This is a genomic window from Nocardia carnea (genome assembly GCF_029868325.1).
Classification (GTDB): Bacteria; Actinomycetota; Actinomycetes; order Mycobacteriales; family Mycobacteriaceae; genus Nocardia; species Nocardia carnea_C.
The window spans coordinates 20,780-39,814 of the sequence record NZ_JARWNW010000318.1; the positions used below are offsets into that span (position 1 = coordinate 20,780).

Consider the following 19,035-nt stretch of genomic DNA (forward strand, 5'->3'; position numbering starts at 1 on the left):
AGAGTCGCCCGAGGTACCGCGGAGCCGCTTTCCGGTCAGCAGCAGCGGGCGCCGGGGTTCCGTTCTGCGTCGGCATACCGTTCACGCCAGTACGCGCTCTTGTCGGCGATCGGCTTGCCCGGGTGGACCCGGCGCATATGGGCGACGTATCGCTGGTAGTCCTGTCCGCCGACGACGGAGTCCAGATACCAGCCGACCGTCCGAACCGCCCGGACCACCGCGGCGGGGCCCCCCCCCCCCCCCCGCGGGGGGGGGGGGGGGGGGGGGGGGGGGGGGGGGGGGGGGAGCGGGGAGGCGGCGGGGGGGGCCCCCCCGCCCCCCCCCCCCGGCCCCCACACCCCCCCCCCCCCCCCCCCCCCCCCCCCCCCCCCGGGCGCCCCCCCCCCCCCCGGGGGGGGGGGGGGGGGGGGCGTCCGGGTGGCGGCGGATCAACTGCGTACCTCCGCGTGGGCCGCGCCCGGCACCGCGACCTCACCCTTGGCGATCAGCTCGTCCCACTCCTGCTGCACTTTCTTCTCCGCGGGGGTCGCGAGGAAACCGCTGGGCGCGAAGATCTTCGACGGTTCCTCGGGTGATTCCGTGGTGGAGGTGCCACCGGACTTCCAGGCCCGGTAGCACACCCAGGCCGCCGTCAGCACCACGATCAGCACCAGCACCGCGAAGACGATCGACAGCACACCCTGGATGAACGTATTGCGGATCACCGCGTCCACATCTCCGGGGGATTTCGCGGTCAGGCAGAGTTCACCGGCATCACGGGCCGCACGGCAGATGCTGTTCTGTTTCCAATACCCGACCTTCGGGTCGGCGGAGAAGATCTTCTGCCAGGAGGCGGTCATGGTGACGATCAGGTCCCAGGCCAGCGCCACGCCCGGTATCCATGCCCACTTCGTCAGGCCCTTCTTCACGAGGATGGTGAGCACCACGGTCAACGCGATCGCCGCCAGCAGCTGGTTGGCGATACCGAACAGCGGGAACAGGGCGTTGATACCGCCGAGCGGGTCGGTGACGCCCATGAGCAGGATCGAACCCCAGGCGGCCACCACGATCGCCGAGCACAGCCAGGCGCCGACCCGCCAGGACGGGTCGGAGAACTTGCGGGCGGGGCCGCGCAGATTACCGAGCGAATCCGAGAGCATGAACCGTGCCACGCGGGTGCCCGCGTCGATCGTGGTGAGGATGAACAGCGCCTCGAACATGATCGCGAAGTGGTACCAGAAGGACTTCATCCCGGCGCCGCCGAGGAATCCCGCGAATACTTCCGAGATACCGATCGCGAGGGTTGGGGCGCCGCCGGTGCGGGAGATCACCGATTCCTCGCCGACATCCACCGCGGCCTGATCGAGAGCGGCACCGCTGGTCGGCGGCCCCGACAGACCCAGGCTGTTGGTGTAGGCGGCCGCGCTTTCCGCCGTGCCGCCGGTCGCGCCGGCGGGAGCGTTCATCGCGAAATACAGGTGCTGGTCGATGATCGAGGCCGTGATGATGGCCATCACCGCGACGAACGACTCCATCAGCATGCCGCCGTAGCCGATCATCTTGGCGTGCGATTCCTTCTCCAGCAGTTTCGGCGTCGTCCCCGACGACACCAGTGCGTGGAATCCGGACAGCGCACCGCAGGCGATGGTGATGAACAGGAACGGGAACAGACTGCCCGCGAACGCCGGGCCGGTGCCCGAGGTGGCGAATTCGGAGATCGCGGGTGCTTTCAGCGCGGGCAGGGTGATCAGGATGCCGACGGCCAGCAGCCCGATGGTGCCGATCTTCATGAAGGTCGACAGGTAGTCGCGCGGCGCCAGCAGCAACCACACCGGCAGCACCGAGGCCACGAAACCGTAGGCGATCAGCATCCAGGAGATGGTGACCGGGGAGAAGGTGAACCAGCCCGCCCAGGTCTCGTTCTCGTTGACCCAGCCGCCCGCGATGATCGCCAGGATCAGCAGCACGAAACCGATCGCCGAGATCTCACCGACCGCGCCCGGCCGCAGATAGCGCAGATAGATACCCATGAACAGGGCGATGGGGATGGTCATCGCGATGGAGAAGACACCCCACGGGCTTTCCGCGAGCGCATTCACCACCACCAGTGCGAGTACCGCCAGCAGGATCATCATGATCACCAGCACGCCGATGATCGCCGCCGCTCCGCCGATCGCTCCGAGCTCGTCGCGCGCCATCTGGCCGAGACTGCGGCCGCGCCGCTTCATCGACACCCACAGCACCAGGTAGTCCTGGACGGCGCCCGCGAAGACGACACCGACGATGATCCAGATCGTCCCCGGCAGATACCCCATCTGAGCCGCCAGCACCGGCCCGACCAGCGGACCCGCACCAGCGATGGCCGCGAAATGGTGCCCGAACAGCACCCGCCGGTCCATCGGCATGAAGTCTTTGCCGTTGTCCATGATCTCGGCGGGCGTCGCGACGTCGTCGCGCGGTTTGACCACCTTGTATTCGATCAGCCGGGCATAGAACCGGTAGGCGATGATGTAGGTACAGACCGCGGCGATCACGATCCATACGGCATTGACCGACTCACCGCGCGCGATCGCGAGGATCGTCCAGGCCACCGCCCCGAGCACCGCGATGGCCGCGAAGATCGCCTTCTTCGCGGGGGTGATCGGGGAGCGGTCGACCACACCGACCGGTGGCCGATCGGGGTCGGTCTTGAGGTATTCGATTGTCCCCATCGGGCAACTCCTGTACAGCGAGCGGACATGCCTGTCACATGAAGTTAACCGATGGGTACCGGGCGGTCGGACGATTGCGCCGAACGGTCGCTGTGGCGCGCCGAGCGGACGACGCCCGGCCCCCGGCACCGCCGCCGAAGTGAGCAATTTCGGTCAACCGCGGCGGGCCCGGGCGCGCTTACGGTGGGGCAATGCGCGAAACTCCGGAAGAACTGGCCGAACTGCAGGCCCTGCTCGACTCGTCCCTCGCGGGCTCCACAACCCATCTGCGCTCGATCATCGCCGCCGACCGCACCTTGACCGCGGAGCAGCTCACCGCGGTCCTCACCGGTATGCGCACGCTCGCGCTGTCCACTGTTACTGCCAAAGGCGAACCGCGAATCAGCGGCGTCGACGGGCACTTCCTGCACGGCCGCTGGTATTTCGGCACCGCGCCCGACGCCGCCAAGGCCCGCCACCTCGCCGCCCGTCCGGGGGCCAGCGTCGCGCATATGGACGGTGAGGACCTGGGCGTGTTCACGCACGGCACCGCGGAGATCCTGAACCCGGCGAGCGGTGAACCGGACCCCGAATGGCCCGAACTCCTCGCCTACCTGAAGGACCACTACGGCGACGACGGCTTCGACTGGGACCACGAAGTCGTCTACTACCGGTTGCGCCCGCACTGGATCACCGTCTACGCCCCCGATTTCGCGAAGCTCACCGCGCCCTGACAGTGCGCGCGGCGAACTGTCCTTCGAGGACATAGGGCCGGGTGGTGATTACGCTCGGCGGTGAGCGTCTCGCCGATCCGTTCAGGACCGCGGGCTCGGAGCGCTCGGGCGGCGTTCGGTGGATCGTTGCGTGATCGCCGCCGCGACTTCGTCCAGTGCCGTGCGGATCATCTCTCCGTAGGCGTCGTCAGGGAGAGCGTTCAGATGTGCCCGGGCGGCGGAGAGCTGTTCGGTGGCCGCGTCCCACGACCCCAGCCGCCGGTAGTTGTCGGCCAGGTTGAGGTGCAGTGAGGGGTAGAAACCCGCTACCTGCAGGCTTGCGTGGTACTGCTGGACGCGATCGTCGCTGAGGGTATCGGCAGCGTCGAGTGCCCGGACATCCCAGGCCAAAGCCTGGGCGGGATCGTCGTAGAGGTCGGCCAGATAGTGGGCGAGACTGCAGCGGTGCAGCGGGTCGCCGGCGGCTCCGAGCTCGCACCAGATCTCGAGCAGCCGGGCCCGCGCGGTTTCGGTATCACCGGTTCGGCCGAGGGTGACGGCCGCGGTGATGGCGTTCATGGTGGTATCGGGGGACAGCTGGTGGGTGGTCAATTCGGGATTCCGTTCTCTGTGTCGACAACTGTGGGGTCGGCCGGCATGGCCAGGGTGGTGAGGTCGCCGTTATCCGCGGACCGGACGACCATCGGGTCCCGCGGGCCACCGATATCGAGGCGCACATCGGGGCCGATGGCGGTCGCGACGGCCGGGTGCAGGATGGTGAAACCGAAGACGAGGTCGGCGGGCGGGCCGGTGACCATCGCGCAAAGTTGAGTTCCGAGCGCCGCAGCGGTATCCGAGACCGCCAGCGAGCCGGGCGAGACCGTGATCCGGAGATAGCGCGCCCGCTGCTGTTCCAGCGCGCGCATCAGTTCGTGTTTCGATACCACCGCATGGGTTTGTGCCGCGGGCAGCGAGGCCAGCAGCGCGCGGTGGTCGGGGAAGGGGTCGGTCAGCGTCCGGCAGGTCCGCACGACCCCGTCGGCCGAACGGAACCGGATGCTGTGCTCCCCGGCCTCGAGATCCACCAGATGGGCCCGGCGGATCTCCTGCAGTGCCGCGCTCAGATCGGGGCCGTCCACGGTCGCCGACCATTCGGCCGAACCGGCCTGCTCGGGTACGACCGTGCGGGTGGACAACCGGTACCGGTCGGTGGCGGTGAGGGTCAGCGATTCGGGGGTCGACTCGAGCCGGACACCGGCCAATACCGGTAGGTCGGGGTCGGTGCCGGTGGCGGCGAGTATCTGCTCGACCGCCGCCGCGAGTACCGGCCCGCGCACCGTCGCCACCGGCCATCCGGCGGGTTCGCCCAGCGCGGCCTTCACGATCTCCGCGGTCCGCCGCGCCTGCTGGGTGCGCTCGACCAGCCGCGCCATATGGTCGTCGATCAACCGGGCCGCATCGTGGGCGTCGGCGGCGAGCACCCCGGCTATACCGTCCAGCGGCATATCGAGATCCCGCAACCGGCGGATGGTCACCGCCCGGGCCACCTGCTCGGGGGCGTAGTAGCGGTAGCCGGTGCTCTCGTCGACCCCGGCCGGCGCGAGCAGACCGGAGTCGTCGTAGAAGCGCAGCGCGCTGGCGGTGATACCGCAGGAGCGGGCGAACGCGCCGATGGTGATCAGGTCGGATTCGGGCACTCGCCCATCATCGGGCTTCGAGCAAGGTGAAGGTCAAGCCCAGAGCGCGTCGATCAACCGAGTGCGTCCAGCTGCTGCATCAGGGAGAGATCGGCGCCGTGCGGCCAGTATTCGGCGAGCCGGTCGTCCGCGACGCGGAACAGGTCCATACCGGGGTAGCGCACCCGGGTGCCGGCCGCGGCCCGGATACCGGCAATTCCTCCGAGATAACGTCCGGCGAACTCCCATCGGGCCGCGATCCAGTCGCCGTCCGCGATCGGGCCCGTGAGCAGCGTGACCGAGACGTCGTCGAACATGGTGTAGGTCTGTTGTACCCGGGCCGCGATGGCTTTCGGGCCCACCGGATCCTCGCCACTACCCCAGTGGCCCACCGCGTCCGGCGCGAAGATCTCCTCGGCGATCGCCGGCATCGTCTCGGGATCGGAATTCCACAGTTCGGGCAGCCACTTGCGGTAGAGAGCGCGCATCGCGTCGTTGTCCACCGGCATCATCTCCTTCGTCAACGTCCGGACGCAGCCGTGACCGGCCCTGTCACTGGCCCCGGTAGGTGCCGAAGCTCCAGTAGTTACCCTCCGGGTCGGCGACGGTGAACCCGCGCGACCCGTAATCTTCGTCCTTCATTCCCCTGATCGTCTCCGCGCCCGCGGCGGTGGCGCGTTCGTAGAGGCCGTCCGGGTCGCTGCACACGACGTACACGGACTCGGTTCCCGGCGTGCGCCGCTCCGGCAGGCCGCCGTCTTTGTCCGCGGTGCCGAACATGATTCCGCCGCCCTCGGGCCAGCGCAGTTCGGCGTGTTCGATGACCGACGGATCGCCGTCGCGCGCATACATCGCGGTCAGTTCGAATCCGAAGGCCTTGACCAGGAAGTCGGCGGTGCCGTGGGCATCCCGGAATGCCAGGCACGGCCAGACGGTCGGTGCGGGTGTGGTGGTCGTGGTTTTCTCTGGTGCTGTCATGGTTTCAGCCTGGCTCGCCGGCGAGCTCCGGGTCTTGGACGGATGGAATCTCCTCGGCCAGCCACTGGGTCGGGCTGCAACCGGCCAGGCGCGCGAACTCGCGGTTGAGATGCGGTTGGTCGTAGTACCCGCAGGCGGCGGCCACCTGCGCGATCGAAACGAACGAGGGGGTGTTCAGCAGCATCTGCTTGGCCCGCTCGAATCGTGCGATCCGGCCCGCCACCTTCGGGCTCAATCCGAACTCGTTGCTGAACCGCTTGGTGAGGTACTGCCGGCTCCACCCGATACGTTCGGCGAGCGGTTCGACACCCACCGTCCCGTGCGACCGCGCCACCGCCCGCCACGCCCAGGACAGCTCCGGGCCGACGGTCCGTTCCGGGATCAGCAGCCGGGTGAGCACCCGATCGCAGGCCGCGAACCGCTGTGGCCAGCCGGCATGCTCCTGCAGTTCCTCCCACAGCTGCCTGCCGGGTGCACCGATCAGATCGGCGAATTCGATCGATGTACTCCACAGCTCCGCCGCGGGCAGACCGAACAGCGCCCGGCAACCCATCGGGGTGAGTTTCACGGCGACCCCCTCCTGGGTGCCGTCGTGCGCGATCATCGCCGGCGTGTCCTGGAGGCCGCCGAGCACGCAGCGGTAGTTGTCCGGGGACTGGCGGGTGTCGGTCTGGCTGATCACATCGATCGCGGGCCCGATGGCCACGATGAATGTCATATGCCGGGACGGCAGCCCGCGGTGCAGGCCCGCTGCGAACCCGGTCATCCGATAACCGATATATCCGTCGATGAAAGCCGCCAGCGCCGGGGCCGGGTGGGCCGTCACCACCTGAGAGGTCGGCTCCATAGCTGTCACGCTACGCCGGTCCGGCACCCGTCGCGCCCCCGTTTCCGCGCCCACGCACGGCCGACCGCCGGCCCGGGCGCTGTCCCGCGTAGACTCCAGTCCTCGTGAGTCTCACCCTCGGAATCGTCGGCCTGCCCAACGTCGGAAAATCGACGCTGTTCAACGCGCTGACCCGCAACGACGTGCTCGCCGCGAACTACCCGTTCGCGACCATCGAGCCCAACGTCGGCGTGGTTCCGCTGCCCGACCCCCGGCTCGACAAGCTCGCGGAAATCTTCGACTCGGCTCGTATCGTCCCCGCCACGGTGTCCTTCGTCGATATCGCCGGCATCGTGAAGGGTGCCTCCGAGGGCGCCGGCCTCGGCAACAAATTTCTCGCCAACATCCGCGAAGCCGACGCCATCTGCCAGGTGGTCCGCGTTTTCGCCGACGACGATGTGGTGCACGTGGACGGCCAGGTGAACCCGGCCTCCGATATCGAGGTCATCGAAACCGAGCTCATCCTCGCCGACCTGCAAACTCTCGAGAAGGCGGTCGTCCGCCTGGAGAAGGAAGCCAAGGTCAAGAAGGACCGCAAACCGTACGCGGACGCCGCGAAGCAGGCACAGGAAATCCTCAACGGCGGTCGGACCCTGTTCCACGCCGCGAAGGAGATCGACGGGGAACTCCTCAAAGAACTGTCCCTGCTCACCACCAAACCGTTCCTGTACGTCTTCAACGCCGACGAGTCGGTGCTGAGTGACGAGGCGAAGGTCGCGGAGCTGAAAGCCTCTGTGGCCCCGGCTGATTCGGTATTCCTGGACGCCAAGGTCGAATCCGAACTCCTCGAACTCGACGACGAATCCGCCGCCGAACTCCTCGAATCCATCGGCCAGACCGAACCCGGGCTGCACGCCCTGGCGCGCGCCGGTTTCCACACTCTCGGGTTGCAGACCTACCTCACCGCCGGCCCGAAAGAAGCCCGCGCGTGGACCATCCACCAGGGCGACACCGCTCCGAAGGCGGCCGGTGTCATCCACACCGACTTCGAACGCGGCTTCATCAAGGCCGAAGTCGTGGCCTTCGACGACCTGGTCGAAGCCGGGTCGATGGCCGCGGCGAAGGCGGCGGGCAAGGTCCGGATGGAAGGTAAGGACTACGTCATGTCCGACGGCGACGTGGTCGAATTCCGCTTCAACGTATAGAAGACCAGGTCAGAGGCGCCTTCATTCGGGAATCCATGGAGTAGCCGACGATCCGGCCGGAGAAGACGTCCTTGACAGCGCAGAGGTCGCGCTTCACGAGGTCGTCGTGGACCGGTGGACCGATCCGCTTTTCATTGATGGGCATCCAGCGGGGCTCGGTGTGGGAGAACACCAAACGTGTTTGCCGCATCGGTGAACGTCACCGGGTGCCGGCTTCGGTTGCCCGGCCGGAGGGATCCTTCACTGCGTGGGAGTGGTGCGGACGCGGACGTGTGCGCGCTCGCCCTGCCGACCGATGAGGCAGAGGTACTCCACGGGCCCGGTGGTTGCGGCGCCGAACCAGTGTGGTGTGCGGGTGTCGAACTCGGCGGCTTCACCGGGCGAGAGGATCATGTCGCGTTCACCGAGTACGAGCCGCAACTGTCCGTTGAGGACGTAAGCCCATTCGTACCCCTCGTGGGTCTCCAGGACGGGCTGATCCGAGCCGCGGCTTCCGGGGAGGATGAACTTGTAGGCCTGGATACCGCCGGGATGGCGGGTCAACGGCAGGACCGTCTGCCCTCCCTTGCAGTGGATAGGGCGCAGGTGAACACGTGGGTCACCGGTGGCTGGAGCATCGACCAGCTCGTCGAGCGTGACGCCGTGCGCTTTGGCCAGCGGTAGTAGCTGTTCCAAGGTCGGCCGCCGAGAGCCGGACTCCAGCCGGGACAGCGTGCTGATGGAGATGCCGGTAGCGGTCGACATCTCGGCCAGCGTGGTATCACGTTCTCGGCGCAGGTTGCGCAGCCGGGGTCCGACGGCGTCGAGGCCCTCGCCCTTCTCCGCGTTCATGGCAGTCAGTTTGCCAGAACGGCAAAAGTCTTTGCAAGGATTTCTGCTGCCGTTGCAGTGTGGCACCTGAAGGGCACTCGTTTCGGGCGTCGACCGGAACAGGAGGATCTATGTCTACTGAGGACTCCGGCCACCCGGGTGTGCCGGTGGAGTACGCGACCTGGCGGAAGAACCGTTGGGAGGAGGTTGCCGGCCCGGGCGGCAAAGCGGGCACCGTCCAGCTGGCCATGGTGTCGCATCCCGAGCCGGGGGTGTCGGGCTTGCCCGGTCGATGGGAGGTGAGCGCCTCGGGGGTCTTGACCCTCACCGTCACCGCCGCGGACGGAGCGTCGATCGGCGGGCGGCCGGTGACAGGTGCGGTGGAAGTCGAATCCGGGAGCCAGGTGGAGCTTGCTGACGGGCGGGTATGTTTCGTACAGGGCCGGGGCGGAACCTACGGCATGGTCGTCTGGGACCCTTCCGCACCTGTTCTCACGAGGCTGCGCGATATCGCGAGCTATCCCTACGATCCGAACTGGGTCGTCGACGCCGAGTATCGGCCGACGCCAGGCCGTACCATCGAAGTAGAGCGTCTGACGAGCCCTCGGAGCAAGGAGACCGTCTCTGCCCCGGGAGATCTGGTCGTCGAGCTCGGCGGCCGGGAGTACACCTTGGTGGTGCTGGAATCCGTCCCGGGCCTGCGTCTGGCGGTCTTCACCGATCCCAGCAGCGGCACCGACACACCCGAGATCGGTCGATGGCTGATCCTCCCCCCGGACGAGGGCACAAACCTGCGCGTCGACTTCAACAAGGTGACCCTGCCCCACCATGTGTTCTCCACGGCGTTTCCGTGCCCGATCCCGCTCGAAGCGAACCATCTGCCAGTCGTCGTTGACGCCGGGGAACGTGCACTCGTTCTCGACGGAACGAGCAGGAGCACGGTGACCGAGCCCGACGATAGAGGACAGGACGAAATCATGGAACCGGAATTGATCGAGAAGGCGGTCCAGTACCTGCGGCATCTGGAGCACTTCGACTTCGCGAGCATGCGAGCAATGTGCACGGACACGGCTACTGTCTGGCACAACGACGGCAAGGGCGAGCAGACGATCGAGGAGAATCTCGAGCAGCTCGGGCAGATGTCGAGCGGCGGGGGTGTCGTCGCGTTGCGGTACGAGATCACCCGCCAGTTCCAGAAGCCCGACGAGGTGCTCCAGCAGCACGTGCTGCATATCGACATGCCCGACGGGGCCGGCACCGAGTTGCCCGTGGCGATGTACTTCGGTTTCCAGGGCGGTCTCATCGACCGCATCGAGGAGTACGCGAACATGACGCCGCCCAACGAAGGCAGCGCGAGCTGATCCAACGCGGCGGGATCTTCGGCACCTGGGCACGACCGTCGCCCAGGTGCCGAATCTCTGTCGGCCCCTGTCCTCGCGTCGGATCCGGATATGGTGATCCTGCTGGCGACAGCTTTGGCATCGCACCGGGTGCTTCGACGTTGTTCCGGTGGCCGGGGAACCCCACCTTTGAGGGCGCCCCGGGCCGGTTCGGTGACATCACGGAAGCGCCGCGAAAGCCTTCTTGGTGTCGCGATACCACCCCATCGCTTTCAGGGGGTGCTTCCAGCGTCCCTTCATTTCCTCGTGGGCCGGTACATGGTTTTCGTCGCCACTGCGAGCGGCCTCCCGCAGGTGCCGATCCTGTGCCTTGATGATCTCGTCGGCGGTCTCCGCGCTGAGCTCCAAGTCGCACGGGCCGCCCAGTTGGCGGCAGGTCATGGTCTTCACGGCGTTCTCCTCGTCATTGTTCCCACTTGTCGTTGTTCGGCGAGCCCGGTGGTATCGGCCGCGCCCGGCTGGTGAAGGTCTGTTTCTTTCCGGGGCTGAGCACGGTGCCGGCTGCCCATTATCGGCACGGTGCGTGTCGATAACCGCATGTTGCGCCAACTTCGACGACTTGTCAACGGCACGCACCGTGCCGGTATGCTCGGCGCATGGCCGACTCGTCCACCGCACCGCGCCGCCGTGGCGCCGAACGCACCAGAGAGCTGCTGGCCGTCACCCTCGATTTGGCGACGGAGGTCGGTTATCGGGGGTTGAGTGTCGAAGCCATCGCGGCACGGGCCGGCGTCGGGAAACACACCATCTATCGGCGCTGGCCCTCCATCGCGGAGTTGCTGCTGGACGCGCTGAGCGTCGTGTGGATCAGTGACCTGGACTACCGCACATCCGAGACTGTCCGGGCGGATCTGCGTGAGCAGTTCGTACGTTCCAGTCAGGCTCTCTCCACCCCGCCCATCGGTCCCGTCTATCGGGCGGTCATCGCCGAAGCGCAAGCCGACCCCGGACTCAGGGCGGCGCTGTACGAACGATTCCTGGCCACAGTCGAACTGCGAACCCTGGATCGGATCACCCGGGCGCAACGCGACGGCCAACTGGTCGCCGACGCGAATCTGGACTACGCCGCCGAGGTCCTGTGCGGCACTCTCTACTACCGCTGGCTGCTCACTTCACGTCCCGTCGACGAGAACGCTATCGATGGACTCCTCGACATGTTCATGGCCGCATACGGAGTACGCGAAGCCTGCGCTCGAGTGTCGTGAGTGGTCTGGTGCTGTCGGGCCCAGGCTGAGCAGCGCCGGGCCTGATCACGTCGTAATCACGACTCCCGGCGCGCTCGATTGCATCAGGTGAGCTGGGCCGGCGGACCGCGGTCGTGCTGATGGATCGGTTATCGGACCCCGGCCGCCGGCGTCCGTCACCAGGGTGCGATGACAGTCGGTGGATCGGCCGTGCCGCGACCTAAGCTTGGATGACCTCGACCCGCACCAGTGCGCCCGGTGCGTCGCAACTGGCCCAGGACTGATTCTGTCCGTAGTGCACCGGCCCGTACTTCCAATAGGTGAACGGGACGGGCCATGCGACACAGGTGAGCTTCACCTGGTGCCAGGCCGGTAGCTCGCAATTGGCCATCCCGCCGGTGTTGAAGATGTTGTAGACGTGACAGTTGGCCTGCCACACCGGGACATCGGCCTGAGCCACACCGCCCCCTGCAAGCACAGTCGCCGCGGTTGCGGTGGCAACGATGGCGCCGGCGGCGAGCCGTTTCGCAGACAACATAGCGGACCTCCTGAATCGATGTTGTATGGATCACATCGCTGAGAAGTCGCTCTTGTTACCTGGGTCGGTTGTGACGTGCGCGGGGGGGCGGTTGCTGCGCGCCCGGCGCGGGAGCGCGAGGAGGGCTCTGCGCTTCAGTGTCTCCGCGCCGCTGGTCTCGGATATGCCGTACGACGTATCACGCCCCAGGCAGCGCTTCGTCGGTGCCGGCCAGGCGCCGGGACCCGCGCAAGGCTGCGAGTAGGAGTCGCTTCGTGGTGGGGTGCTGTGGATCGCGCAGGACCCGTGCGGTCGCGCCCTGTTCGACGATTGCGCCGTCGGCCATCACGAGGACGCGGTCGCAGGTGTGGGCGGCGAGGGCGAGGTCGTGGGTGATGTGCAGGATCGCGGTGCCGTGGTCGCGGGCGAGATCGCCCATGAGCTGGGATACCTCGGCGCGGAGGGTGGCATCGAGCATGCCGGTCGGTTCGTCGGCGAGGATCACGGCCGGCCGGGTGACGATCGCGCGGGAGAAGGCGACGCGCTGGCGTTCGCCGCCGGACAGTTCGTGTGGGAACCGGCGGGCGTAGTGCGCGGGGTCGAGGCCGACTGCGTGCAGCGCCGCCCGGGCGGCTTCCGTTCGGGTCGTGGTATCGCCGATGCGGTGGATGACGAGAGGTTCGGCGACGATATCGAGGATTCGGCGATGTGGTGGCAGGGACGCGTAGGGATCCTGCATCACCAGGTGCACGGCCCGGCGGGCTGCGCGGCGGACGGAGGCAGCGGCGGTGAGCAGATCGATGCGATCGTATCGGTCGCTGCTGTTCGCCGAGAGATCGAGCAGAGTGGATCCTTTGGACGGAATTACCAGTCCGGCAATTGCTTTCGCGATGGTGGATTTGCCTGCTCCCGAACCTCCGACGAGGGCTACGGTTTCGCCGGCGTGGAGTTCGAGGTGCACATCGCGGACGGTGACGGTATCGCCGTACCGCACCGTCAGGTCGGCCACGCGGAGAACCGGTTCCTGCCGGTCTGCCGGGTGGTTGTCGTTCGCCGCCGCTGTCCGGATCATTTCGGTCGTCATCGTCACAGGGCCTTATCGAACTCGCTCATATCGGGCATCGCGCCCATCAGGTCGCGGGTGTAGGGATGCTGCGGGTCGGTCAGCACGGGGCCGGCCGCGCCCTGCTCGACCACCGTGCCTGCGCGCATGACGGCGACGCGGTCGGCGGTCTGCGCGACAACCGGCAGGTCGTGCGTGACGATCAGCATCGTCAGGTTCAGCCGGGCCCGTAGTTCCTCGAGCAGGTCGAGGATCTCCTGCTGGACGAGGACGTCGAGGCCGCTGGTGGGTTCGTCGGCGACCAGTAGTTCCGGTTCGTTGGCCAGGGCGATCGCGATGACGACGCGCTGGCGCTGCCCGCCCGAGAGTTCGTGTGGGAACGCCCTGTATCTGTCCGCCGGCAGTCCCACCATCCGCAACAGTTCACGGGCGCGTTCCTGCGCGCGGTCGTGGGTGATATCGCTGTGGACGAGGACCGCCTCGCAGATCTGGTCGCCGATACGGTGCACGGGGTTGAGTGCCGATTGCGCTTCCTGCGGTACGAGACCGATACGCGAACCGAGCAGTGCGCGCCGCGCGCGGTTGCCGAGGTCGAGCAGGTCTACGTCGCCGAGCCGGATACGTCCCGAGATGATCCGGGCTGCCGCGGGCATGAGACCCACGATTGCGGCCGCGACGGTCGACTTGCCCGACCCCGATTCGCCGACCAGACCGAGGACCTGCCCACGCGGTATCACCAGATCGACGTCGGTGCATCCGCCGCCCGCGCTCTCACCTTCGCCGTAGCGCACGGTGAGCCCCTCGATGCGGAGCAGCGCGTCGCCCATATCGCTATCCGGGACAGCGGTAGCCACCGCGGGGCGGCTGGGCTTGCTGCGCCGGACGAATCGGCGGGTGACCCCGCCCGCCGTGCGCTCCACGGCGCCACCGGCGAGCGCGAAACCCAGCACGGTCAGTCCGATGAGGGCTCCCGGCGGGACGACCCACCAGAGCCAGGCGTCGGTGAGGAAGGCGCTGCGGCCGCCTGCGACACTCAGCATCATGCCCCAGCTCATGGAGGTGATATCGCCGAGACCGAGGAACGCGAGCGAGGATTCCAGCAGTACCGCGTTCTTGACCGCGAGTACGAGCTGCGGTACGACGAGTACGCCGACGGCCGGAACGATATGCCGCACAAGCACATAGCTGTGGCGGGCGCCCATGGCGCGTAGTGCCTGGATATGGTCGCGTTCGCGCACACTGAGCACCTGGGCGCGCAGCTCGCGGGCCACCGGGGCCCACAGCGCGATGGAGATGACCAAGATCTGCGTGACGATCCCGGGCCCGGCCAGTACGCCGATCACCAGGGTGAGCGGGACTACGGGTAGCGACAGGACCACGTCGACGATGCGCATGAGCACGGTATCGGTGATCCCGCGCAGGTAGCCGGCCGTGATGCCGACGGCCATCCCGACCAGGGTCGCCGCGACGGCGGCGATGAACCCCACCAGCAGCGAAGGCCGCGCGCCGAAGAGCAGAATGCTGAGCAGATCGTGGCCGACATCGTCGGCACCGAGCAGATGCGCTGCCGACGGCGCCGCGAACGGTCGCGTCACGCGTTCGCCCGGGTCGTACGGCGCCAGCCACGGGGCGAAGATCGCGACAGCGCACAAGAGGAGCACGATGCCGATACCGATACGGCTCGTGACGGACAGGGATCGCCAACCGGTGCGCAGACGTGTCATGCGGGGACCACCTGTCGGGAGTGCCGGACCCGTGGGTCGAGCAGGGGGTAGAGCAGATCGGCGAGGATATTCGCCAGGATCACGCCGAGCGTGGCGAGCAGGAAAGCGCCCTGCAGCATCGGGTAGTCGCGCGCGGCGACCGCATCGGCGATGACCTTCCCCAGACCCGGATACGAGAACACGGTTTCGACCACGACCGCGCCGGAGACGAGGGCACCGGCGGCCATCGTGGCGTTGGTGGCGATGGGCAGCAGTGCGGTGCGCAGGGCATGTCCGGTGGCGACGCGGCGTTCGGGCAGGCCTTTGGCGCGGGCGAGTGCGCATTCCACCTCGATCAGGGCGGCGATCCAGGCGCGGTCGGACAGGGCCGCGCCGAGTTCGGCGGCTCCGAACAGCGGGTCGAACAGCTCTCCACGCGGCACGCGTACTCCTACAGGTAGAAGAACGGCGTCTCGGCACCGTCCGGGTCGGCGTCCTGCAGCACGATATCGAGGTGGTAGCCCTCGGGGGTGGCGGCGGCAATCAGCTTGTGCCGCTGCTTTTCCGGGAGCGCGGCCAGTACCGGGTCGGTTTCGTTGGCGGCCTGCTCGTCGGGGAAGTAGAGGCGGGTGATCGACCGGTCGAGCATGCCCCGGGCGAATACCGAGAGGTTCAGATGCGGTGCCTGATCGGAGCCGTCACCGACCGCGATCGGGCCGGGTTTGACGGTGGTGAACCGGGTGGTTCCGGTGGTGTCGGTGGGGCAGCGGCCGAAGCCCCGGAATGCCGGGTCGGTCTGCGGGCGCGGATCGTCGGGGTGCTCGAATACGCCGTCGCGGTTGGCCTGCCAGATCTCGACGAGGGAGTCGGGGACGGGGTTGCGCTCCCCGTCCAGCACCGTCACTGTGACGGTAATCGATCCGTCGGTTCCCGGTGTGACCACGTCGGGTCCGTCCGGCCACGGAAGTCCGATATGGAGGTAGGGGCCCACGGTCTGCGACGGGGTCGGCCCGAACTCGACCGTGGTGAAATCCCCGGGGATCACGGGGTAGCGGGGTGCGAATTCGGTATCACTCATCGTGATCGTCCTCCTCTTCGAAGGGGGTCGCGTCGCGACCGCGCAACACGATGTCGAACCGGAAACCCAGGGCCCAGTTGTCTTTGGTGGCGCTGTAGTCGAACACGCTGACCATGCGCTGGCGGGCGCCGTCGGGAACCGAGTTGTAGATCGGGTCCTGGAAGAACATCGGGTCGTCCGGAAAGTACATCTGGGTGACCAGACGCTGGGTGAAGGCGCGCCCGAACAGGGAGAAATGGATATGGGCGGGCCGCCACGCATTGTGGTGGTTACCCCAGGGGTAGGCGCCCGGCTTGATCGTGGTGAACGAGTAGTGGCCGTCATTGTCGGTGAGGACGCGGCCGACGCCGTCGAAATGCGGGTCCAGCGGTGCGGGCCACTGATCGCCCTGGTGGCGGTAGCGGCCACCGGCGTTGGCCTGCCAGATTTCGACCAGGGTGTGGGGGACCGGTTTGCGGTCGCTGTCGAGGACGCGGCCGTGGACGACGATTCGCTGCCCCTGCGCTTCACCGCCGCGGGCCAGGGTGAGATCGGCGTCGGCCTCGGTGACCCGACCCTCGCCGAGTACCGGGCCGGTGAGTTCGCCGAGCCGCTGCGGGAGCAGGAGCAGCGGTTGTTTGGGGTGGCGGAGGGTGGTGGAGCGGTATTCGGCGAAGTCGAGCGGAGCTTCCTCGTTCTTGTCGATACCGCGGTACCGCGGTGGCAGTTGGAGCATGCGCGCGACCTCGCGTTCGGGATGTGGACACTGCTACGGGATGCGAACAGCATAAGACTCGGCGGCGGCCGGAGCAATCACTGCCCGATGCGTTCACTATACGCACATGAGTTCACAATACGTACAAATGCGGTTACTGTGGAGCGCGTGATGGACAAAGTCTTTGCCTCAGCCGCCGACGCGGTCGCCGATATCCCCGACGGTTCATCACTGGCCGTCGGCGGATTCGGGCTGGTCGGCATCCCCGAAGCGCTGATCAACGCGCTGCTCGACCAGGGCGCCACGGAACTGGAGGTCGTCAGCAACAACTGCGGCACCAACGGATTCGGCCTCGGCGTCCTGCTGGCGGCCCACCGGATCCGCCGCACGATCAGCTCCTACGTCGGCGCCAACGAGGAATTCGCGCGCCAATACCTGTCCGGTGAGCTCGAGGTGGAGCTGACCCCGCAGGGCACCCTCGCCGAACGGATGCGTGCCGGTGGTGCGGGAATCCCGGCGTTCTTCACGCCCGCGGGCGTGGGCACGCAGGTCGCCGAGGGTGGCCTGCCGTTGCGCTACGACGGGGCGGGTGGGGTCGCGGTGGCCAGTCCGCCGAAGGAAACCCGGAAATTCGACGGGGTCACCTATGTCATGGAACGCGGCATCGTCACCGATTACGCCCTGGTCCACGCCTGGAAAGGCGACCGGCACGGCAACCTCGTGTACCGCGCCAGCGCCCGCAACTTCAACCCGCCCGCGGCCGCGGCGGGCCGCATCACGATCGCCCAGGTGGAACACCTGGTGGAACCCGGTGAACTCGACCCCGACCAGGTGCACACCCCCGGTATCCAGGTCCAGCGGGTCGTACCGGTCGGCAAGGTCGACGTAGGAATCGAGAACAGGACGGTGCGCGCATGAAACTGACCCGCGAACAGATGGCGGCCCGCGTCGCCGCCGAACTCACCGACGGCCAGTACGTCAACCTCGGTATCGGCATGCCGACCCTGGTGCCCAACTATCTGCCCGACGACATCACCGTCGTCCTGCATTCGGAGAACGGTGTCCTCGGTGTCGGGCCGTACCCGACCGAAGAAGAACTCGATCCCGAACTGATCAATGCGGGCAAGGAAACGATCACCGTGCTGCCCGGTGCCTCGTTCTTCGATTCGGCGGCCTCGTTCGGGATGATCCGCGGCGGGCAGGTCGATGTGGCGGTTCTCGGCGCGATGCAGGTCAGCGCCCGCGGTGATCTCGCCAACTGGATGATTCCCGGCAAGATGGTCAAGGGAATGGGCGGGGCCATGGACCTGGTGCACGGCGCGCGCCGGGTGATCGTGATGATGGAACACGTCTCGCGTTCGGGCGCGCCGAAGATCGTCGACGAATGCAGTCTGCCCCTCACCGGACTGGGGTGCGTGAACCGGATCATCACCGATATCGCGGTCCTCGACGTCACCGAGAACGGGCTGGTGCTGGTGGAAACCGCGCCGGGCGTCACCGTCGCCGAGGTACGGGCCGCCACCGGTGCGGATATCGAGGTCGCCGCGGAACTGTCGGCGCGGGTGGGCTGACACCGCGGGCTCATAGCGCCGGCATACGGGCCATCGCCGTCCGGATGACCTCCAGGAACCACTGTTGTGGCCCCCCGCGACCCGGCGCGTGGCGCGTATAGGCGGCCACCGCGACCGGTTCGATCGGCCACGGCAGGGCGAAGATCCGCACCGCGTGCGTGCGGGCCAGCGCCCGGGCGACCCGTTCCGGGACGATCGCGACCAGTTCGCTGTCCTGCACCACGTAGGGGAGGGTCGCGAAACGGGTCACCCGCACCGCGATCCGGTTCTCCAGCCGGTGTTCGACCAGTGCCTTTCGCGGGCCCGTATGCCCGGTCGCGCCGTCGACCACGACATGGCGTTCCCGTTCGAGTTCGGCCTGATCGGGGGCTGCGGATTTCAGCCGGGGGTGGTCGGCGGCGACCATCCCGGCGTAGCCCTCGGTGAACAGAACGGTCCGGCGCAGCCGCGGCGAATCCAGGACCGGGCTGGCCACGATCGCATCCATTTCACCGCGGGTCAGCCGGTCGGTGGCCGTTTCCAGGTCGAACGCCGTCACCCGCAGCCGGGCCTGTGGGGCCTGTGCCGCGAGTTCGGCCAGGACGAGCGGTAGGACGGTCACCTCGCCCAGGTCGGAGAGGCCGAGCGTGAATTGGGTCGGCCGATCGGGATCGAATTCCGAAGTGGTGCCGAGTGTTTCGGTGACCTCGGCGAGTGCCCGGCGAAGTGGCGGGTACAGCCGCTCGGCTTCCGAGGTGGGGACCAGGCCGCCCGGGCCGCGGACGAAGAGTTCGTCGTCGAGGCGGCGGCGTAGTTTGCCGAGGCCGTAGCTGACGGTGGGCTGGGTGACGCCGAGTAGATCGGCGGCGGCGGTCACGCTGCGGGTCTCGTACAGCAGGACGAAGGTGCGCACCAGGTTCAGATCGACATCGGACATAGATCTCCTCTATTCGAGAACAGAAAAACATC

The 19,035-nt window shown here is 67.5% G+C and carries 22 protein-coding genes and 1 pseudogene; 6 read left to right on the plus strand and 17 right to left on the minus strand.

All coding sequences use genetic code 11. The annotated features are described in order from the left end of the window. Positions 1-35: 35 nt before the first annotated feature. Together QH196_RS32030 and QH196_RS32035 are read right to left on the minus strand one after the other, a co-directional pair. Positions 36-218, minus strand: coding sequence for a YbdD/YjiX family protein (locus QH196_RS32030; protein ID WP_280419589.1), 183 nt, complete (start codon positions 216-218; stop codon positions 36-38). A 210-nt stretch (positions 219-428) separates the two neighbouring features. After that, positions 429-2,690, minus strand: a complete 2,262-nt coding sequence (locus QH196_RS32035; RefSeq protein ID WP_280419590.1) for a carbon starvation CstA family protein — start codon at positions 2,688-2,690, stop codon at positions 429-431. A gap of 191 nt (positions 2,691-2,881) precedes the next feature. Between QH196_RS32035 and QH196_RS32040 the strand changes: the two genes are divergently transcribed. Further along, positions 2,882-3,403 (plus strand): pyridoxamine 5'-phosphate oxidase family protein, encoded by a 522-nt coding sequence (locus tag QH196_RS32040; protein WP_280419591.1) that lies wholly within the window; start codon positions 2,882-2,884, stop codon positions 3,401-3,403. Between the two features lie 81 nt (positions 3,404-3,484). Here QH196_RS32040 and QH196_RS32045 read toward each other — a convergent pair whose 3' ends face one another. From QH196_RS32045 to QH196_RS32065, 5 genes are read right to left on the minus strand one after another with little or no spacing between them, the layout of a single operon-like run. Then, a complete protein-coding gene (locus tag QH196_RS32045; RefSeq protein WP_432279589.1) occupies positions 3,485-3,994 on the minus strand; it encodes a hypothetical protein in 510 nt (169 codons plus the stop codon). Continuing rightward, positions 3,991-5,079, minus strand: a complete 1,089-nt coding sequence (locus QH196_RS32050) for a MerR family transcriptional regulator (RefSeq protein ID WP_280419592.1) — start codon at positions 5,077-5,079, stop codon at positions 3,991-3,993. Before QH196_RS32050 ends, QH196_RS32045 begins: the two co-directional genes overlap by 4 nt. 53 nt (positions 5,080-5,132) lie before the next feature. Next, positions 5,133-5,561: an ester cyclase gene (locus tag QH196_RS32055; RefSeq protein ID WP_280419593.1), complete on the minus strand. Its 429-nt coding sequence runs from the start codon at positions 5,559-5,561 to the stop codon at positions 5,133-5,135. A gap of 49 nt (positions 5,562-5,610) precedes the next feature. Then, positions 5,611-6,036, minus strand: coding sequence for a VOC family protein (locus QH196_RS32060; protein ID WP_280419594.1), 426 nt, complete (start codon positions 6,034-6,036; stop codon positions 5,611-5,613). A gap of 4 nt (positions 6,037-6,040) precedes the next feature. Beyond that, positions 6,041-6,883: a helix-turn-helix domain-containing protein gene (locus tag QH196_RS32065; protein ID WP_280419595.1), complete on the minus strand. Its 843-nt coding sequence runs from the start codon at positions 6,881-6,883 to the stop codon at positions 6,041-6,043. Positions 6,884-6,987: 104 nt separating this feature from the next. On the opposite strand from QH196_RS32065, the gene ychF reads away from it, so the two are divergent. After that, positions 6,988-8,067: a redox-regulated ATPase YchF gene (gene ychF / locus QH196_RS32070; RefSeq protein WP_280419596.1), complete on the plus strand. Its 1,080-nt coding sequence runs from the start codon at positions 6,988-6,990 to the stop codon at positions 8,065-8,067. Here the strand turns inward: ychF and QH196_RS32615 are convergent. Both QH196_RS32615 and QH196_RS32075 read right to left on the minus strand, forming a co-directional pair. Further along, positions 8,063-8,197: pseudogene (locus tag QH196_RS32615) on the minus strand (IS3 family transposase); the annotation flags it as partial. The gene ychF and the pseudogene QH196_RS32615 overlap by 5 nt on opposite strands. Positions 8,198-8,307: 110 nt before the next feature. Next, a complete protein-coding gene (locus tag QH196_RS32075; RefSeq protein ID WP_280419597.1) occupies positions 8,308-8,898 on the minus strand; it encodes a helix-turn-helix domain-containing protein in 591 nt (196 codons plus the stop codon). A 146-nt stretch (positions 8,899-9,044) separates the two neighbouring features. On the opposite strand from QH196_RS32075, the gene QH196_RS32080 reads away from it, so the two are divergent. Further along, positions 9,045-10,238: a DUF1684 domain-containing protein gene (locus QH196_RS32080; RefSeq protein WP_280419598.1), complete on the plus strand. Its 1,194-nt coding sequence runs from the start codon at positions 9,045-9,047 to the stop codon at positions 10,236-10,238. 198 nt (positions 10,239-10,436) lie between these two features. Here the strand turns inward: QH196_RS32080 and QH196_RS32085 are convergent, their stop codons facing one another. After that, a complete protein-coding gene (locus QH196_RS32085) occupies positions 10,437-10,658 on the minus strand; it encodes a hypothetical protein (RefSeq protein ID WP_280419620.1) in 222 nt (73 codons plus the stop codon). 215 nt (positions 10,659-10,873) lie between these two features. Between QH196_RS32085 and QH196_RS32090 the strand changes: the two genes are divergently transcribed. Then, on the plus strand, positions 10,874-11,482 hold the full coding sequence (locus tag QH196_RS32090) for a TetR/AcrR family transcriptional regulator (protein WP_280419599.1): 609 nt from the start codon (positions 10,874-10,876) through the stop codon (positions 11,480-11,482). Between the two features lie 199 nt (positions 11,483-11,681). Here the strand turns inward: QH196_RS32090 and QH196_RS32095 are convergent, their stop codons facing one another. The 6 genes from QH196_RS32095 to pcaH all read right to left on the minus strand — a co-directional run bounded on the left by QH196_RS32095 (position 11,682) and on the right by pcaH (position 16,537). Beyond that, on the minus strand, positions 11,682-11,999 hold the full coding sequence (locus tag QH196_RS32095; protein ID WP_280419600.1) for a hypothetical protein: 318 nt from the start codon (positions 11,997-11,999) through the stop codon (positions 11,682-11,684). A 178-nt stretch (positions 12,000-12,177) separates the two neighbouring features. Beyond that, the gene (locus QH196_RS32100) at positions 12,178-13,062 is read right to left on the minus strand and encodes an ABC transporter ATP-binding protein (protein WP_280419601.1); all 885 of its coding nucleotides are present in this window, start codon (positions 13,060-13,062) and stop codon (positions 12,178-12,180) included. A gap of 2 nt (positions 13,063-13,064) precedes the next feature. Next, entirely contained in the window at positions 13,065-14,765 is a 1,701-nt protein-coding gene (locus tag QH196_RS32105; protein ID WP_280419602.1) for a dipeptide/oligopeptide/nickel ABC transporter permease/ATP-binding protein, read from the minus strand. Continuing rightward, positions 14,762-15,187 (minus strand): ABC transporter permease, encoded by a 426-nt coding sequence (locus QH196_RS32110; RefSeq protein WP_280419603.1) that lies wholly within the window; start codon positions 15,185-15,187, stop codon positions 14,762-14,764. Before QH196_RS32110 ends, QH196_RS32105 begins: the two co-directional genes overlap by 4 nt. 8 nt (positions 15,188-15,195) lie before the next feature. After that, the gene (pcaG, locus tag QH196_RS32115) at positions 15,196-15,822 is read right to left on the minus strand and encodes a protocatechuate 3,4-dioxygenase subunit alpha (RefSeq protein WP_280419604.1); all 627 of its coding nucleotides are present in this window, start codon (positions 15,820-15,822) and stop codon (positions 15,196-15,198) included. Then, positions 15,815-16,537, minus strand: a complete 723-nt coding sequence (gene pcaH, locus QH196_RS32120; protein ID WP_280419605.1) for a protocatechuate 3,4-dioxygenase subunit beta — start codon at positions 16,535-16,537, stop codon at positions 15,815-15,817. The genes pcaG and pcaH overlap by 8 nt, the downstream gene beginning before the upstream one ends. Positions 16,538-16,687: 150 nt before the next feature. Between pcaH and QH196_RS32125 the strand changes: the two genes are divergently transcribed. Both QH196_RS32125 and QH196_RS32130 read left to right on the plus strand, forming a co-directional pair. Further along, on the plus strand, positions 16,688-17,434 hold the full coding sequence (locus QH196_RS32125; protein ID WP_280419606.1) for a CoA transferase subunit A: 747 nt from the start codon (positions 16,688-16,690) through the stop codon (positions 17,432-17,434). After that, positions 17,431-18,087, plus strand: a complete 657-nt coding sequence (locus tag QH196_RS32130) for a CoA transferase subunit B (protein ID WP_280419607.1) — start codon at positions 17,431-17,433, stop codon at positions 18,085-18,087. The genes QH196_RS32125 and QH196_RS32130 overlap by 4 nt, the downstream gene beginning before the upstream one ends. Positions 18,088-18,097: 10 nt before the next feature. On the opposite strand, the gene QH196_RS32135 is transcribed toward QH196_RS32130, so the two are convergent. Further along, positions 18,098-19,003, minus strand: coding sequence for a LysR family transcriptional regulator (locus QH196_RS32135; RefSeq protein ID WP_280419608.1), 906 nt, complete (start codon positions 19,001-19,003; stop codon positions 18,098-18,100). Positions 19,004-19,035 lie beyond the last annotated feature (32 nt).

What these genes read in the sequence shown, in the direction of transcription:
- QH196_RS32125 (WP_280419606.1), top strand. Translation starts at nt 16,688, where the DNA reads ATGGACAAAGTCTTTGCCTCAGCCGCCGACGCGGTCGCCGATATCCCC.
- QH196_RS32095 (WP_280419600.1), bottom strand. Translation starts at nt 11,999, where the DNA reads ATGTTGTCTGCGAAACGGCTCGCCGCCGGCGCCATCGTTGCCACCGCA.
- QH196_RS32065 (WP_280419595.1), bottom strand. Translation starts at nt 6,883, where the DNA reads ATGGAGCCGACCTCTCAGGTGGTGACGGCCCACCCGGCCCCGGCGCTG.
- QH196_RS32100 (WP_280419601.1), bottom strand. Translation starts at nt 13,062, where the DNA reads ATGACGACCGAAATGATCCGGACAGCGGCGGCGAACGACAACCACCCG.
- QH196_RS32130 (WP_280419607.1), top strand. Translation starts at nt 17,431, where the DNA reads ATGAAACTGACCCGCGAACAGATGGCGGCCCGCGTCGCCGCCGAACTC.
- QH196_RS32040 (WP_280419591.1), top strand. Translation starts at nt 2,882, where the DNA reads ATGCGCGAAACTCCGGAAGAACTGGCCGAACTGCAGGCCCTGCTCGAC.
- QH196_RS32135 (WP_280419608.1), bottom strand. Translation starts at nt 19,003, where the DNA reads ATGTCCGATGTCGATCTGAACCTGGTGCGCACCTTCGTCCTGCTGTAC.
- QH196_RS32075 (WP_280419597.1), bottom strand. Translation starts at nt 8,898, where the DNA reads ATGAACGCGGAGAAGGGCGAGGGCCTCGACGCCGTCGGACCCCGGCTG.
- QH196_RS32085 (WP_280419620.1), bottom strand. Translation starts at nt 10,658, where the DNA reads ATGACCTGCCGCCAACTGGGCGGCCCGTGCGACTTGGAGCTCAGCGCG.
- QH196_RS32105 (WP_280419602.1), bottom strand. Translation starts at nt 14,765, where the DNA reads ATGACACGTCTGCGCACCGGTTGGCGATCCCTGTCCGTCACGAGCCGT.
- QH196_RS32090 (WP_280419599.1), top strand. Translation starts at nt 10,874, where the DNA reads ATGGCCGACTCGTCCACCGCACCGCGCCGCCGTGGCGCCGAACGCACC.
- pcaG (WP_280419604.1), bottom strand. Translation starts at nt 15,822, where the DNA reads ATGAGTGATACCGAATTCGCACCCCGCTACCCCGTGATCCCCGGGGAT.
- pcaH (WP_280419605.1), bottom strand. Translation starts at nt 16,537, where the DNA reads ATGCTCCAACTGCCACCGCGGTACCGCGGTATCGACAAGAACGAGGAA.
- QH196_RS32035 (WP_280419590.1), bottom strand. Translation starts at nt 2,690, where the DNA reads ATGGGGACAATCGAATACCTCAAGACCGACCCCGATCGGCCACCGGTC.
- QH196_RS32060 (WP_280419594.1), bottom strand. Translation starts at nt 6,036, where the DNA reads ATGACAGCACCAGAGAAAACCACGACCACCACACCCGCACCGACCGTC.